Source organism: Xanthomonas sp. LF02-5, assembly GCF_034105325.1.
In the GTDB taxonomy this organism is placed as follows: domain Bacteria; phylum Pseudomonadota; class Gammaproteobacteria; order Xanthomonadales; family Xanthomonadaceae; genus Xanthomonas_A; species Xanthomonas_A sontii.
In genome coordinates this window covers 643154-658087 of sequence record NZ_JAXGGF010000001.1, presented here as the reverse complement: position 1 = coordinate 658087, position 14934 = coordinate 643154, and the positions used below count along the sequence as shown (strand labels likewise).

The following is a 14934-nucleotide window of genomic DNA, read 5'->3' as shown; positions in this document are numbered from 1 at the left end:
CGGTCCCGGCGCGGCGGCAGTGAATGCGCCGATGGCTCCACTCGTCGGGACTGAAGTCCCTCCCACAGGGGAGCCAATCCGATCGCCCATGCCGACAGCACCCACGGCGCGAGCCTCTTGTGGGAGGGACTTCAGTCCCGACTGCAGCGCAACGGATCGGCCAGTGGCTGCGCTTGTCGCGATGAAGCTGCTTCCACAGCGGGCAATCCCATGCGCCATGCCGACATCCACAGCACCGGCGGCGCGAGCCTCTTGTGGGATGGACTTCAGTCCCGACTGCAGTGCAACGGATCAGCCCACTGCCCCGCTTGTCGCGACCACACGTCAGCGCAGCAGCCGCTGCATGTACAGCGCGATCAGCCGCGGCCGGTCCAGCGCCAGGCAGACCTGCGCGTTGGCCGCGGCGCCCGGCGCGTCCGCGGTCGTCGTCTCGCGGGTGTAGCCCTTGTCGTCGACCACGATGCGCAGCGGCACGGTTGGGCACAGGCCGGGATCCAGCAACTGCGCCACCGGCACCACGTCGAACAGGGTCGGGGTGGCGCTGGCCCAGGGCTGGTCGGTGTCGCGCCACTGGTAGTAGAGCTGCGCCAGCGCATCGGTCAGCGGCTCGCCATGGGCGAACAGCGCCACCCGCTCCGGCTCCTCCAGGGTCACCTGGGTGGCGTCCAGCGGCAGCATCACGATCGGCACGCCGGCGCCGAACACGCGTTGCGCAGCGGGGATGTCGGCGGCAATGTTGTACTCGGCCGCCGGCGGATTCGACGGACGGTAGCGCGACTTGCCGTAGCCCGCGCGCACCGAGCCGCCCATCAACACCACCTGCTTGAGTTGCGCGAAACCGGCCGGGTCGCGCTGCTGCGCGCGCGCCGCGTCGGTCAGCGGGCCGAGCACCAGCAGAGTGACCTCGCCGGGATGCCGCCGCGCCTGGTCCAGGATGAACTGCGCCGCATCCGGCGCCTTGCGCGGCAGCGTACCCTTGGCTGCCCAGCGCGCTTGGCTGAAGGGAATCGTGCTGTCGGTGCGCTGGCCGATCGCCAGTGGAATCTCGCTGCGGCCGGCCTGCTGCAGCAGCCGCTGCAGCAGTTGTGCGCGCAGGCAGGTGTCGCCCCAGGCCGAAGCGATGCCCAGCACCTGCAGCTCCGGGCTGCGCAACAGTAGTGCCAGCGCGAATGCATCGTCGATGTCGTCGCCGACGTCGGTGGACACCACCACCTTCTGCACCGGTGCGCTCGTCGTTGGCGCTGGCGCCGCCACCGCATCGGCCGCCCAGGTGGCCGCGATCAGCAGCGCCGACGCCGCCCATTGCTTCAGCACGCGCATGCGCGTCTCCCAAAAAAAGAACCGCCGGCATGATAGCCGGCGGTCGGTGTTGCGACGGCGAGGCCGCGAATCAGAAGTTGGCGCGGAACTGTGCGCCGACGATGCGCGGATCGTTGATGAAGCCGGTGAGGTTGTTGAAGTCGATCGCACCGGTGGCGCGGATCTGGTTGGTGCAGTTGCGGCAGAACACCGAGACTTCGTACGCGCCGGCGCCCCAGTTGTAGCCGATCTTGGCACCGCCCTCGAGCAGCGGCTGGCCGACGAACTCGCGCGAGTCGTACAGGAAGAAGTTGATCTCGCTGCGGTAGGACCAATCGGTGAAGAAGAAGAACTCGGCGTCGTCGCCGACCGGGATGCCGTAGCGCAGGGTCGCGTTGCCCATCCACTTGGCCGCCTGCGGCAGCACGTTGCCGTCGATCAGCGCGCGGCCGGAGGCATTGATCGGATCGGTCACGGTGCAGGTGCGGCACACGCCCACCGACAGAGTCGGGTCCTCGATGCGGGTCCAGTTGTAGGCGCCGCCCAGGGTCATGCGCAGGTTCTGGGTCAGCAGCGCTTCGAAGTCGAACTCGGCGCCGCGCGCCTTGGAGGCCTTGGCGTTGAGCAGGCGCACGTCGTTGGAGGCGCCGCCGACCGCGGTCAGCTGCTGGTTCTTCACCTTGAAGTCGTAGACGTCGAAGCTCAGGCGCGCACGCTTGTCGAACAGGTCGGACTTGATGCCGATCTCGTAGGAGTCCACGGTCTCCGGCGCGGCCACGGTCAGCGGCGCGGTGGCCGACGGCACGCCGAAGCTGGCGCCGCGGAAACCGCGGGCGGCGCGCCCGTAGACGTTGACGTTGTCGTTGATGGTGTAAGTGGCGCTGAGGTCGCCGGTGACCTTGGAATTGTCGGTGCTGCCGCTGGAGGGCTGCTGCAGGGTCACGCGGTCCAGCGCGAGCACGTCGAAGGTCTTCTTGTCGTAGGTGTAGCGGATGCCGGCGCGCAGGTTCAGGCGCTCGGTGGCCGCGTAGTTCAGCGAGCCGAACGCCGCCCACGAGGTGTTGCGCTGGCGGGTCAACTGGTAGCTGGACAGGGTGCCGCCGGCCAGGGTGTTGTAGGTGTAGTTCTCGCCTTCCACCGAATCGTTGAAGTAGTACAGGCCGGCCTGCCAGTTCAGCGGCCCGGCGTACTGCGACTCGGCGCGCAGCTCCTGCGAATACTGGTCCAGGTTCTTGATGCCGCCGGCGGTCTCCACCGGGAACGCGATCACCCCGGGGCCGGACGGCGGCGCGAACACCGCGCCGTAGCCGCCGTCGATGTCGCCGCGGCTGTAGTACTTGCCGATGCCCTCGTAGCCGGTGATCGAGTGCAGCACGATGTCGCCCAGGTCCCAAGTCAGGTTGGCGCTGCCGCCGTAGGTCTGCAGTTCCTGGGTGTTCTTGCCGTCGATGGACACCTTGTCCGGGTCGAAGCCGGCGACCAGCTGGTTGGTGCCCGGCTGGAAGATGTTGGCGCGGAACAGCCGCGCGGTGCCGTCGAGGTGGCGCGCATGCGCGTTGAACAGCGCGCTGAAGTCCTCGCCCGGCTGGAACAGCACCTGCAGGCGCACCGCCGAGTCCATGTAGCCTTCGAAGGAGCGATTGTCGATGGTGTTGTCGACCCAGTCGCCGCGGCGCTGGCCCAGCGCCGACAGGCGCGCGGCCCACTTGTCACCCATCGCCACGCTCAGGCCGGTTTCCATGGTCATGGTGCCGTAGGTGCCGTAGGACAGGCTGGCGTAGCCGTCGTTGGCGCCGATGGTCGGCTTGACCGAGTTGAACTTGACCACGCCGGCGGGGGTGTTGCGGCCGAACAGCGTGCCCTGCGGACCGCGCAGCACTTCCAGGCTCTGCAGGTCGAAGATCGGGAAGCCCTTCAGGAACGCGTTCTCGGCGACCACGTCGTCATAGATCAGCGACACCGGCTGTGAGGCGTAGGTGTTGAAGTCGGTGTTGCCGTAGCCGCGGATGTAGAAACGCGGGAACACGCGGCCGTTGGACGACTCGACGTTGAGGCTGGGCGCCTTGCCGGCCAGCACGCGCACGTCCGAGCCGCTGGTGGCGATGGCGTCCAGGTATTCCGGGCGCAGCACGCTGGCCGACACCGGCACGTCCTTGGAGTCCTCGGCGCGGCGCTCGGCGGTGACCTTGATCGTGTCCAGACGGGCGACCCCGTCGGTGCTGTCCGCCTGCTGGGCGGCGGCGGGGAACGAAAGCGCGGAAACGACGGCAACGGCAAGCGCACTGGCGCGCAGCGACCAACTGGCAGACATGGGAACTCCGGGATGGGTGGGCGTAATCGGGAGCGCGCCGAGTCCTTGCCGCGCCGCAGCATAATTAACACAAAATATACAACCTGCGGCGGCCGGCGTCACCTGGGTGAGGCGGGGATTTGGGATTGGGGAGTCGGGATTGGCAAAAGCGGGGCCGTTGCGGGGGCTGCTCGCCTGCCGGCCCGGGCCGGCTTCCCTTCTCGGATGGCCGCAGCCGCTTTTGGTCGCGTCGGGACTGAAGTCCCTCCCACAAGGGCATGCACAGCGCGCAGTCGCAGTCGCCGGTGACGACGGCGGCGGCGGCGGCGGCGGCGGCGGAGCATGGAACCGCGAGATGCCTTGTGGGGGGGACTTCAGTCCCGACGCGCGAAGTCCTCAGGCTCCAGACCGCTTTGGCGCACGGGTGGCACCAACCCGCCGCGACGATGCTCCATCCATGCCACGCCGCTCTTCCAAACGCCCACACCAAACCGCATGTCCTGCGCCCGCGACCGAAAGGCCAGCGGCAAAAGGCCATCACGCTGCCGCAAGTCCACCCGGGCCGCACGAAATCGCATCGCATACCGCGCGCCGCTTCACACAGCGACCGCTACTGACGTCTGAAGAGCGCGCATCCGCGCTGCCCTGGAGAGACCCCGATGTTCACACCCCGATCCCTGTCCCTCGTCGCCGCGTTCTGCGCGACGCTGGTCGCCTGCTCCGCCCAAGCCCTCACCCCCTGCGCCGACAAGGACAACATCATTGCCAGCGCCGCGTCCGATACCGCCAACCGCGCTGCCGGCGGCCAGGGCGGCCATGTCGGCCTGCACATGCGCGATGCACAGAGCCCGCTTCCGAAAAGCGGCGACCAGAGCCAGCTTGGGAAATCGGCCTTCGCCAACTGGGCGACCTTCAAGGGCGCGTTCGACACCTGGCGTGGCGCAGCCGGCACACATGCCGAATGCGGCACCAGCGGCGGCAAAAGGGACATCGCCGATGCGGCCACCGTCGGCGTCACGTCGGGCTGGACCTGCACCGCAGTCGGCAAGAACAACATCTGCACCGAGTGGACCGAGTTCACCCCGGTCAAGGTCTGCTTCTGGTACGCCAACTCTCCGGGCGCGAAAGGCACGGCTGGCAAATGGCTGCTCAATACGGCCTACCCGTCGCTCAACGCGGACTGCAGTTGAGCGGTCCCGCCACCGTTGACTGCGCCGTGCGGCGCTGGTGCCTGCGCACGGCCTGCCGGCTCAACCGGCCGGCGTCTCCGGCACCCGCACCCAGCCTTCCATCAGCACGCGCGCGCTGCGGCTCATCAAGGCCTTGGTGACGGTCCACTGGCCGTCCACCTGGCGCGCCTCGGCGCCGACCCGCAAGGTGCCCGAAGGGTGGCCGAAGCGCACCGCGGTGCGTTCGCCGCCGCCGGCGGCGCGGTTGACCAGGGTGCCGGGGATCGCCGCGGCGGTGCCGATCGCCACCGCCGCGGTGCCCATCATCGCGTGGTGCAGCTTGCCCATCGACATCGCCCGCACCAGCAGGTCGATGTCGGCAGCCGCCACCGGCTTGCCGCTGGAGGCGGTGTAGTCGGCCGGCGGCGCGACGAAGGCGACCTTGGGCGTGTGCTGGCGGGTCGCCGCATCGCCCAGGGTGGCGATCAGGCCCATGCGCATCGCGCCGTACGCGCGGATGGTCTCGAAGCGCTGCAGCGCCTGCGCATCGCCGTTGATCGCGTCCTGCAGTTCGGTGCCCAGGTAACCCAGCGCCTGCGCCTCGAGGAAGATCGTGGGAATGCCGGCGTTGATCAAGGTCGCCTGGAAGCTGCCGACGCCGGGCACCTCCAGCGTGTCGACCAGGTTGCCGGTGGGGAACATGGCGCCGCCGGCGCCGTCCTCGTCGGCGGCCGGGTCGAGGAATTCCAGCGCGATCTCCGCCGCCGGGAAGGTCACCCCGTCCAGCTCGAAATCGCCGGTCTCCTGCACCGCGCCGTCGGTCATCGGCACCTGCGCGACGATGGTCTTGCCGATGTTGGCCTGCCAGATCCGCACCGTGGCCACGCCATCGCGCGGAATCCGCGCCGGATCCACCAGCCCGGCGGCGATCGCGAACGGCCCCACCGCGGCGGACAGATTGCCGCAGTTGCCGCTCCAGTCCACGAAGGCGCGCTCGATCGCCACCTGGCCGAACAGATAGTCGACGTCGTGGTCCGGGCGCGTGCTCGGCGCCACGATCACGGTCTTGCTGGTGCTGGAAGTCGCCCCGCCCATGCCGTCGATCTGCTTGGCATAGGGATCGGGGCTGCCGATCACCCGCTGCAGCAGCGCATCGCGCGCCGGGCCCGGCGTCTGCGCCGCCGCGGGCAGGTCCTGCAGGCGGAAGAACACGCCCTTGGAGGTGCCGCCGCGCATGTAGGTGGCGGGGATGCGGAGTTGCGGAGCGTGGGCCATGGCGGTTCCGGGGTGCGTACGAAAAGAAGAGACGGCGGATCAGGGCGAATCGGGAATTTCGGGTTCGACCAGTTGCGTCAGCAGGGTCAGCGACTCCTGCCAGCCGAGATGGCAGAACTCCACCGGGATCTGCGGCGGGATGCCCTCCTGCACGATCTCCAGCGCGGTGCCGCAGGCCACCGGCCGCAGCCGCACGGTCACGATCATCTCGCCGGGCAGGTCCGGGTTGTCGAAGCGGTCGGTGTGACGGATCAGCTGGCCGGGCACCAGTTCCAGATAGGTGCCGCCGAAGGCACTGCTGGTGCCGGTGCCGAGGTTGGTGAAGCTCATCCGGAAGCTGCCGCCCACCCGCGCGTCCAGCGCATGCACGGTGGCGACGAAGCCATGCGGCGGCAGCCATTTGACCAGCGCCGCCGGCTCCAGGAAGGCGCGGTAGACGCGTTCGGTCGGCGCGCGCAGCACGCGATGCAGGTGGACGGTTCCGGTGGTGGCGGCTGACGTGGTCATGGCGGTCTCCTCGGCGGTGGCGGGCGCGGCCAGCATGGCACGCGCCCGATGACAGCGGCAGCCGGCTCAGGCGCTGCGGGCGTCCTCGAGGAAATCCTGGGCGAAGCGCTGCAGCACGCCGCCGGCCTCGTAGATGGACACTTCCTCGTTGCTGTCCAGGCGGCACAGCACCGGCACCTCCACCACGCCGCCGTCCTTGCGCACGATGCGCAGGGTCAGCGTGGCGCCCGGGGTGCGCGCGCCGACCACGTCGAAGGTCTCGCTGCCGTCGATGCCCAGGGTCGTGCGCGTGGTGCCCGGCAGGAACTGCAGCGGCAGCACGCCCATGCCGATCAGGTTGGTGCGGTGGATGCGCTCGAAGCCCTCGGCCACGATCGCCTCGACCCCGGCCAGGCGCACGCCCTTGGCCGCCCAGTCGCGCGAGGAACCCTGGCCGTAGTCGGCGCCGGCGATCACGATCAGCGGCTGCTTGCGCGCCATGTAGGTCTCGATCGCCTCCCACATGCGCAGCACCTGCCCGTCCGGCTCCAGCCGGGTCAGCGAGCCCTGCTGCACCTTGCCATCTACTACCGCCATCTCGTTGATCAGCTTCGGGTTGGCGAAGGTGGCGCGCTGCGCGGTGAGGTGGTCGCCGCGATGGGTGGCGTAGGAATTGAAGTCCTCCTCCGGCACGCCCATGTGCGCCAGGTATTCGCCGGCGGCGCTGTCGGCCAGGATCGCGTTGGACGGCGACAGGTGGTCGGTGGTGATGTTGTCGCCGAGTACCGCCAGCGCGCGCATGCCGCGCAGCGTGCGCTCGCCGGCCAGCGCGCCTTCCCAGTACGGCGGGCGGCGGATGTAGGTGCTGCGCGGGCGCCAGGCGTACAGCGGCGCCACCGGCGCGCCCTGCTCCACGCGCACGTTGAACATCGGCGCATAGACGCGGCGGAACTGCTCCGGCTTCACCGCGGCGCGCACCGCCGCATCGATCTCGGCGTCGCTGGGCCAGATGTCCTTCAGCCGCACCGCGCGGCCGTCGGCGTCGGTGCCCAGCACGTCCTTCTCGATGTCGAAGCGCACCGTGCCGGCGATGGCGTAGGCGATCACCAGCGGTGGCGATGCCAGGAACGCCTGCTTGGCGTAGGGATGGATGCGCCCGTCGAAGTTGCGGTTGCCCGACAGCACCGCGGTGGCGTACAGGTCGCGCTCCACGATCTCCTGCTGGATGCGCGGATCCAGCGCGCCGCTCATGCCGTTGCAGGTGGTGCAGGCGAAGGCGACGATACCGAAGCCCAGCGCCTCCAGGTCCGGCAGCAGGCCGGCCTCTTCCAGGTACAGCTGCACCGCCTTGGAACCGGGCGCCAGCGAGGTCTTCACCCATGGCTTGCGGGCCAGGCCGCGCGCGCGCGCATTGCGCGCCAGCAGGCCGGCGGCGATGACGTTGCGCGGGTTGGAGGTGTTGGTGCAACTGGTGATGGCGGCGATGATCACCGCGCCGTCGGGCATGCGGCCCTGCGCCTGCTCGGCCTGGCCGGCGGCCAGCTTTGTGGCGTCGGCGATGCCGCGCGCGGCCAGTTCGGTGGTCGCCACGCGCTTGTGCGGGTTGCTGGGGCCGGCCATGTTGCGCACGACCTGCGACAGGTCGAAGCGCAGCACGCGCTCGTACTGCGCGGTGGCCAGCGCATCGGCCCACAGCCCGGTGGTACGTGCGTACTGCTCCACCAGCGCCACCTGCGCTTCCTCGCGCCCGGTCAGGCGCAGGTAGTCGAGCGTCTGCTGGTCGATGTAGAACATCGCCGCGGTGGCACCGTATTCCGGGCACATGTTGGAGATGGTGGCGCGGTCGCCGATGGTCAGCGCGGCGGCGCCTTCGCCGAAGAATTCCAGATAGGCGCCAACCACACGCTCCTGGCGCAGGAACTCGGTCAACGCCAGCACCACGTCGGTGGCGGTGATGCCGGGCTGCGGCCGGCCGCTCAGCTCCACGCCGACGATGTCCGGCAGGCGCATCCACGAGGCGCGGCCTAGCATCACGCTCTCCGCTTCCAGCCCGCCGACGCCGATCGCGATCACGCCCAGCGCGTCCACGTGCGGGGTGTGGCTGTCGGTGCCCACGCAGGTATCGGGGAAGGCGACGCCGTCGTGCACGTAGATCACCGGCGACATCTTCTCCAGGTTGATCTGGTGCATGATGCCGTTGCCTGGCGGAATCACGTCCACGTTGCGGAACGCGCGCTTGCTCCAGTCGATGAAGTGGAAGCGGTCCTCGTTGCGGCGATCCTCGATCGCGCGGTTCTTGGCGAAGGCCTGCGGATCGTCGCCGCCGCACTCCACCGCCAGCGAGTGATCGACGATCAACTGCACCGGCACCACCGGATTGACCTTGGCCGGATCGCCGCCCTGCTCGGCGATGGCATCGCGCAGCCCGGCCAGGTCGACCAGCGCGGTCTGGCCGAGGATGTCGTGGCACACCACCCGCGCCGGAAACCACGGGAAATCCAGGTCGCGGCGGCGCTCGATCAACTGCAGCAAGGCGTCGTGCAGCAGGTCCGGATCGCAGCGGCGCACCAGGTTCTCGGCGAACACGCGCGACACGTAGGGCAGGCCGGCATAGGCGCCCGGGCTGATCGCATCGACTGCGGCCTGCGCGTCGAAGTAGTCCAGCGCGGTGCCGGGAAGGGATTTACGGTAGTGGCTGTTCATGGCTGGCTACAGTAGAAAAAAAGCGAAGACAGGACCCCTTCTCCCTTCGGGACCTTGGCCCCCTTCTTGGGGGAAGGTGCCCCGAAGGGGCGGATGAGGGTACGGGGCGAAGCCTGGTGCAATCCGATTCCTCATGAGGGGCGGATGAGGGTACGGGCGAAGCCTAGTGCACTCAGTCTCCTCATGAGGGCGGATGAGGGCACGGGCGAAGCCCTGTGCAACCCAACACCACGAGGCTGCGCCCGTACCCTCACCCCCGACCCCTCTCCCGGTGGGAGAGGGGAGTGTCATTCGGGGTCGAGGCGTACAGGCGCATCACTTGCGCTGATCGATCGGTACGAACGCCTGATCCTCCGGCCCCACGTAGTGCGCGCTGGGACGGATGATCTTGCCGTCGACGCGCTGCTCGATGATGTGCGCGCTCCAGCCGGCGGTGCGGGCGATCACGAACAGCGGGGTGAACATCGCCGTCGGCACGCCCATCATGTGGTAGCTGACCGCGCTGAACCAGTCCAGGTTGGGGAACATCTTCTTGATGTCCCACATCACCGTCTCCAGGCGCTCGGCGATGTCGTACATCTTGCGGCTGCCCTGCGCCTCGGACAGTTCGCGCGCCACGTCCTTGATGACCTGGTTGCGCGGATCGGACACCGTGTACACCGGGTGGCCGAAGCCGATGATGACTTCCTTGCGCTCGACCCGCGCGCGGATGTCGGCCTCGGCCTCGTCCGGCGTGTCGTAGCGCTTCTGCACCTCGAAGGCGACCTCGTTGGCGCCGCCGTGCTTGGGCCCGCGCAGCGCGCCGATGCCGCCGGCGATGGCGCTGTACATGTCGCTGCCGGTGCCGGCGATGACCCGGCAGGCGAAGGTGGACGCGTTGAACTCGTGTTCGGCGTACAGGATCAGGCTGGTGTGCATCGCCTGCACCCATTCCTCGTGTGGCTTGAAGCCGTGCAGCAGGCGCAGGAAATGCCCGCCGATCGAATCGTCGTCGGTCTCCACCTCGATGCGCCGGCCGTTGTGGCTGTAGTGGTACCAGTACAGCAGCATCGAGCCGAGGCTGGCCATCAGCTTGTCGGCGATGTCGCGCGCGCCGGGATGGTTGTGGTCGTCCTTCTCCGGCTGCACGCAGCCCAGCACCGACACGCCGGTGCGCATCACGTCCATCGGATGCGCCGACGGCGGCAACTGCTCCAGCGCGGCCTTGACCGCGGCCGGGATGCCGCGCAGCGAGCGCAGCTTGGCCTTGTAGCCGCGCAGCTCGCTGTTGCTGGGCAGCTTGCCGTGCACCAGCAGGTAGGCGATCTCCTCGAACTGGCTGGTGCGCGCCAGGTCCAGGATGTCGTAGCCGCGGTAGTGCAGGTCGTTGCCGCTGCGGCCCACCGTGCACAGCGCGGTGTTGCCGGCGGCGGTGCCGGACAGGGCCACCGATTTCTTCGGCTTGAAGGTAGGGGCGGTCTGCGGAGCGGTGTCGTTCATGGCGAATCTCCCGGTGTTGCGGTCGGATGGACGCAGTGGATCAGGGGGCGTGCGGCGCCGGTGGCCAGGCCCCGGCGCGCTCGAGCAGTTGCTGCAGCATGGCGATCTGGCGGTTCTGCTGATCCACCAGCGTCGCCCAGTCCTGCTCGCGCAGCTGGTTGAGCTTCTCGTGCACCTGCAGGATCTCCAGCTCGGCCTTGATGTTCACTTCGTAGTCGTTCTGCGCATGCAGGCGGTCCACCGCCGCCTGGCGGTTCTGGCTCATCATGATCACCGGCGCCTGGATCGCGGCCAGGCACGACAGGCACAGGTTGAGCAGGATGTAGGGATACGGATCGAAGGCGTGCGCCAGCACCAGGCTGTTGAGCACGATCCAGCCCAGCAGCACCACGCAGAAGCCGATGATGAACGTCCAGCTGCCGCCGATCGCGGCGACGCGGTCGGCGACGCGCTCGCCCAGCGAGCGGTCGCGGTCGGCCTGCGTGACGATGTCGCGGGCCACGTGGCGCTTGGCGATGAAGCGCTCCACCACCTCGCGCTCGGCCTCGGACAGCTTGTCCAGTTCGGTCTGCAGCAGCTGCCGCGCGGTCTGGCGGCGGTCGATGCGGCTGCGCAGGAACGAGGCAGCGCTGGCGTGGGTATTCATGGGCAGGCCCGGGCAGGAAAATCGCCGCCGATCATGCGCCCTTGCCGGCGAACAGCGCATCCAGGCGCTGCTCGAAGGCGTGGTAGCCGATGCGCTCGTACAGCTCCTCGCGGGTCTGCATGCGCTCCAGCACTCCCTGCTGATGGCCGTCGCGGCGGATCGCGGTGTACACGTCCTCGGCGGCCTTGTTGGCGGCGCGGAACGCCGACAGCGGGAACAACTGGATCGCCACGCCGGCCGACGCCAGTTCGTCGCGGGTGAACAGCGGGGTCTTGCCGAACTCGGTGATGTTGGCCAGCACCGGCACCTTCACCGCGTCGACGAAACGGCGGTAGGTGTCCAGGTCGTACGCGGCCTCGGCGAAGATGCCGTCGGCGCCGGCCTCCACGCAGGCGATGGCGCGTTCGATCGCCGCGTCCACGCCCTCGGTCTGGATCGCGTCGGTGCGCGCGATCAGGAAGAAGTCCGGATCGGTCTTGGCATCGGCCGCGGCCTTGACCCGGTCCACCATCTCGCCCTGGCTGACGATCTCCTTGCCGGGACGGTGGCCGCAGCGCTTGGCGCCGACCTGGTCCTCGATGTGGCAGGCCGCCGCGCCGGCCTTGATCAACGCCTTGATGGTGCGCTCGATGTTGAACGCGCTCGGCCCGAAGCCGGTGTCGATGTCCACCAGCAGCGGCAGCGGGCACACGTCGGTGATGCGACGCACGTCGATCAGCACGTCTTCAAGTGTGTTGATGCCCAGGTCCGGCAGGCCCAGCGAGCCGGCGGCAACACCGCCGCCGGACAGGTAGATGGCCTTGTAGCCGGCGCGCTGCGCCAGCAGCGCATGATTGGCGTTGATCGCGCCGATCACCTGCAGCGGCGCTTCGGCGGCCAGGGCGGCGCGGAAACCGGCGCCGGGGGAAACGAGGGACATGGACGGCTCCTGACGAAGAGGCGGTGGCGCCCCGCCGGGCGTTCCGCGATGGGCGCCAATCTGGCACTCTCGCCGGCATGGATCAATCTTGATTCAATGAATCAACCTATCGTCCCTTCATGTCCGACAGCCCCGACCGCAACCTGATCTCCGCCGCGCAGGCCTGCGCCCTGCTCGGCATCAGCAGCGCCACCCTGTACGCCTACGTCAGCCGCGGCCTGCTCAGCTCGCGCGCTGGTCCCGACCACCGCAGCCGCGCCTACCTGCGCGCCGAAGTGGAGCGGCTGGCGCAGCGCAAGCGCGCCGGCCGCGGCGCCGCGCGCGGTGCCGCGCAGAGCCTGGACCGCGGCCTGCCGGTGCTGGAGACGCGGATCTCGCTGATCCGCCCCGACGGCCCCTACTATCGCGGGCGTTCGGCGGTGGCCATGGTGCGCGCCGGCGCCAGCCTGGAGGACGTCGCGCGGCTGCTGTGGGACTGCCCGGAGGGCGAAGACCCGTTCGCCAGCGCCCCGGTCGCGCCCTGGCCGGAGGTAGTGGCGCCGCTGGCCGGCCATGCCGCGCTGCCGCCGCTGGAACGCGCCATGGCCTGCATCTCGCTGCTGGCCCTGGACCTGCGCCAGTCGCTCAACGCCGCCCCCGGCGTGCGCCGCGAGATCGCCGCCACCCTGCTGCGGCAGAACGCCGCGCTGCTGGTCGGCACCGCGCCGGACGCGCGCCCGCTGCATCGCCTGATCGCCGACCACTGGCGTCCCGGCGACGCCGACTTCGCCGAACTGGTGCGCGCCGCGCTGCTGCTGTGCGCCGACCACGAACTCAACGTCTCCGCCTTCGCCGCCCGCGTGGTCGCCTCCACCGGCGCACCGCTGCACGCCACCGTCAGCGCCGGCCTGGCCGCGCTGTCCGGCCCGCGCCACGGCGGCGCCACCGCCCGCGCCCACGCCCTGCTGCGCGACGCCCAGGACGCGCCCAGCGCCGCCGCCCTGATCGCCGAACGCTGGCAGCGCGGCGACGACCTGCCCGGCTTCCACCACGCCCTGTACCCCGACGGCGACCCGCGCGCGGCCGAAGTGCTGCGCCTGCTGCGCGAACGCTGTGCCGGCAGCGCGCGCATGCAGCACGTGGATTCGGTGATCGCCGCCGCCCAGGACTGCAGCGGCCAGCGCCCGAACATCGACTGCCTGCTCGCCGCACTCTGCTTCGTCCACGACCTGCCCGCCGCGCACGCCCTGGTGCTGTTCGCCGCCGCCCGCCAGGCCGGCTGGCTGGCCCACGCCCTGGAGCAGCAGGCCCTGGGCAAGCTGATCCGACCACGGGCGCGCTACACCGGGGCGATGCCGGAGGATGCGGCCGGACGTAGCTGACACGTCGGGAGACGCCAAACCCGTTCAGCGCCCCCATCTCGCCAAAGGCACCGCCAAAGGTGTACAAATGTACACCATGACCACCCTGTCCCCGCAGCGCGCCGCCATCCTCGCCTACGTCCACGCCTGCGCCGAGCAGGACGGGCGGCCGCCGAGCCTGGCCGAGATCGCCGAACGCTTCGGCTTCGCCTCGCGCAATGCCGCGCGCAAGCATGTGCAGGCGCTGGTCGAGGCCGGACTGCTGGAGCAGGTGCCGCAGCAGGCGCGCAGCCTGCGCCCGGCGCAGGCCGGCGCGCGCAGCGAACTGCTGCAACTGCCGGTGCTGGGTCGGGTCGCCGCCGGCGCGCCGATCGGTGCCGACATCGGCCTGGACCAGCAGTTGCGCCTGGACCGCGCGGTGTTCGCGCTGCGCCCGGACTACCTGCTGCGGGTGCAGGGCGATTCGATGATCGACGACGGCATCCTCGACGGCGACCTGGTCGGGGTGCGCCGCGCCGCCGATGCGCACAACGGCCAGATCGTGGTGGCAAGGCTGGACGGCGAGCTCACCATCAAGCGCTACCGCGCCGATGGCAACGGCATCGCGCTGCTGCCGCGCAATCCCGCCTATGCGCCGATCGTGGTCGCTCCCGGGCAGGACTTCGCCATCGAAGGGCATTACTGCGGCCTGATCCGGCCCGGCTGATGGCCGCCGTCGTCCCCCTCGACCGCCTGCTGGCCGAACGCCGGGTCTGGCGCGGCCAGCCGACGGCGCTGCCGCCCAGCGCGCAGCCCACCGGGCACGCCGCGCTGGACGCGGTGCTGCCCGCGCGCGGCTGGCCGGAGATGGCGCTGACCGAACTGCTGCACGCCGCCGACGGCATCGGCGAACTGCAGCTGCTGTGGCCGACGCTGGCGCGGCTGTCGCAGGGCGGCGGCCGCATCGTGCTGGTCGATCCGCCGTACCTGCCCTACCCCGCTGCCTGGGCCCAGGCCGGCGTGGCGCTGGCGCAGGTGCAGATCGTCCGTGCCGGCGCCGACGCGGCCTGGGCCGCCGAACAGTGCCTGCGCGCCGGCAGTTGCGCGGCGGTGCTGTGCTGGCCGGGGCTGGCCGGCGACAAGACCCTGCGCCGGCTGCAGGTGGCCGCCGAGACCGGGCGCACCCTGGGCTTCGCCTACCGGCCGCTGAAGGCCGCCGCCAATCCGTCGCCGGCCGCGCTGCGCATCGCCATCGACGCCGCGCCGGCGCAACTGCGCGTGCTCAAGTGCCGCGGCGGGCTGCCGCCGGCGCAGCCGATCGCGCTGTCCGCCCTGGCGACCGGGTGAGG

12 protein-coding genes are annotated in these 14934 nt (G+C 70.1%); 4 read left to right on the top strand and 8 right to left on the bottom strand.

Annotated features, from left to right (window positions below):
- Positions 1–324: 324 nt before the first annotated feature.
- Positions 325–1314 carry a nucleoside hydrolase gene (locus SLW52_RS03040; protein ID WP_320739728.1) on the bottom strand — a complete coding sequence of 330 codons (990 nt, stop codon included), beginning with the start codon at positions 1312–1314 and terminating at the stop codon, positions 325–327.
- Between the two features lie 76 nt (positions 1315–1390).
- The gene (locus SLW52_RS03035) at positions 1391–3610 is read right to left on the bottom strand and encodes a TonB-dependent receptor (RefSeq protein WP_152181532.1); all 2220 of its coding nucleotides are present in this window, start codon (positions 3608–3610) and stop codon (positions 1391–1393) included.
- Between the two features lie 638 nt (positions 3611–4248).
- Between SLW52_RS03035 and SLW52_RS03030 the strand changes: the two genes are divergently transcribed.
- Positions 4249–4779 (top strand): hypothetical protein, encoded by a 531-nt coding sequence (locus tag SLW52_RS03030; protein WP_295965231.1) that lies wholly within the window; start codon positions 4249–4251, stop codon positions 4777–4779.
- 60 nt (positions 4780–4839) lie between these two features.
- On the opposite strand, the gene prpF is transcribed toward SLW52_RS03030, so the two are convergent.
- The 6 genes from prpF to prpB all read right to left on the bottom strand — a co-directional run bounded on the left by prpF (position 4840) and on the right by prpB (position 12266).
- Complete coding sequence (gene prpF / locus SLW52_RS03025; protein WP_320739461.1) at positions 4840–6033, bottom strand: 2-methylaconitate cis-trans isomerase PrpF; 1194 nt, start codon at positions 6031–6033, stop codon at positions 4840–4842.
- Positions 6034–6072: 39 nt separating this feature from the next.
- The gene (locus SLW52_RS03020; RefSeq protein ID WP_320739462.1) at positions 6073–6576 is read right to left on the bottom strand and encodes an SRPBCC family protein; all 504 of its coding nucleotides are present in this window, start codon (positions 6574–6576) and stop codon (positions 6073–6075) included.
- A gap of 30 nt (positions 6577–6606) precedes the next feature.
- Complete coding sequence (gene acnD / locus SLW52_RS03015; RefSeq protein ID WP_267084639.1) at positions 6607–9222, bottom strand: Fe/S-dependent 2-methylisocitrate dehydratase AcnD; 2616 nt, start codon at positions 9220–9222, stop codon at positions 6607–6609.
- Positions 9223–9537: 315 nt separating this feature from the next.
- Positions 9538–10701 (bottom strand): 2-methylcitrate synthase, encoded by a 1164-nt coding sequence (prpC, locus tag SLW52_RS03010; protein ID WP_295965236.1) that lies wholly within the window; start codon positions 10699–10701, stop codon positions 9538–9540.
- A 40-nt stretch (positions 10702–10741) separates the two neighbouring features.
- Positions 10742–11347: a DUF1003 domain-containing protein gene (locus SLW52_RS03005; RefSeq protein ID WP_152239387.1), complete on the bottom strand. Its 606-nt coding sequence runs from the start codon at positions 11345–11347 to the stop codon at positions 10742–10744.
- A 31-nt stretch (positions 11348–11378) separates the two neighbouring features.
- Entirely contained in the window at positions 11379–12266 is an 888-nt protein-coding gene (gene prpB / locus SLW52_RS03000; protein ID WP_010342451.1) for a methylisocitrate lyase, read from the bottom strand.
- Between the two features lie 119 nt (positions 12267–12385).
- On the opposite strand from prpB, the gene SLW52_RS02995 reads away from it, so the two are divergent.
- The 3 genes from SLW52_RS02995 to imuA all read left to right on the top strand — a co-directional run bounded on the left by SLW52_RS02995 (position 12386) and on the right by imuA (position 14932).
- Complete coding sequence (locus SLW52_RS02995; protein WP_267093633.1) at positions 12386–13627, top strand: citrate synthase family protein; 1242 nt, start codon at positions 12386–12388, stop codon at positions 13625–13627.
- A 76-nt stretch (positions 13628–13703) separates the two neighbouring features.
- Entirely contained in the window at positions 13704–14312 is a 609-nt protein-coding gene (lexA, locus tag SLW52_RS02990) for a transcriptional repressor LexA (RefSeq protein ID WP_152239385.1), read from the top strand.
- Complete coding sequence (gene imuA / locus SLW52_RS02985) at positions 14312–14932, top strand: translesion DNA synthesis-associated protein ImuA (RefSeq protein WP_152239384.1); 621 nt, start codon at positions 14312–14314, stop codon at positions 14930–14932. The genes lexA and imuA overlap by 1 nt, the downstream gene beginning before the upstream one ends.
- Positions 14933–14934: the final 2 nt, after the last annotated feature.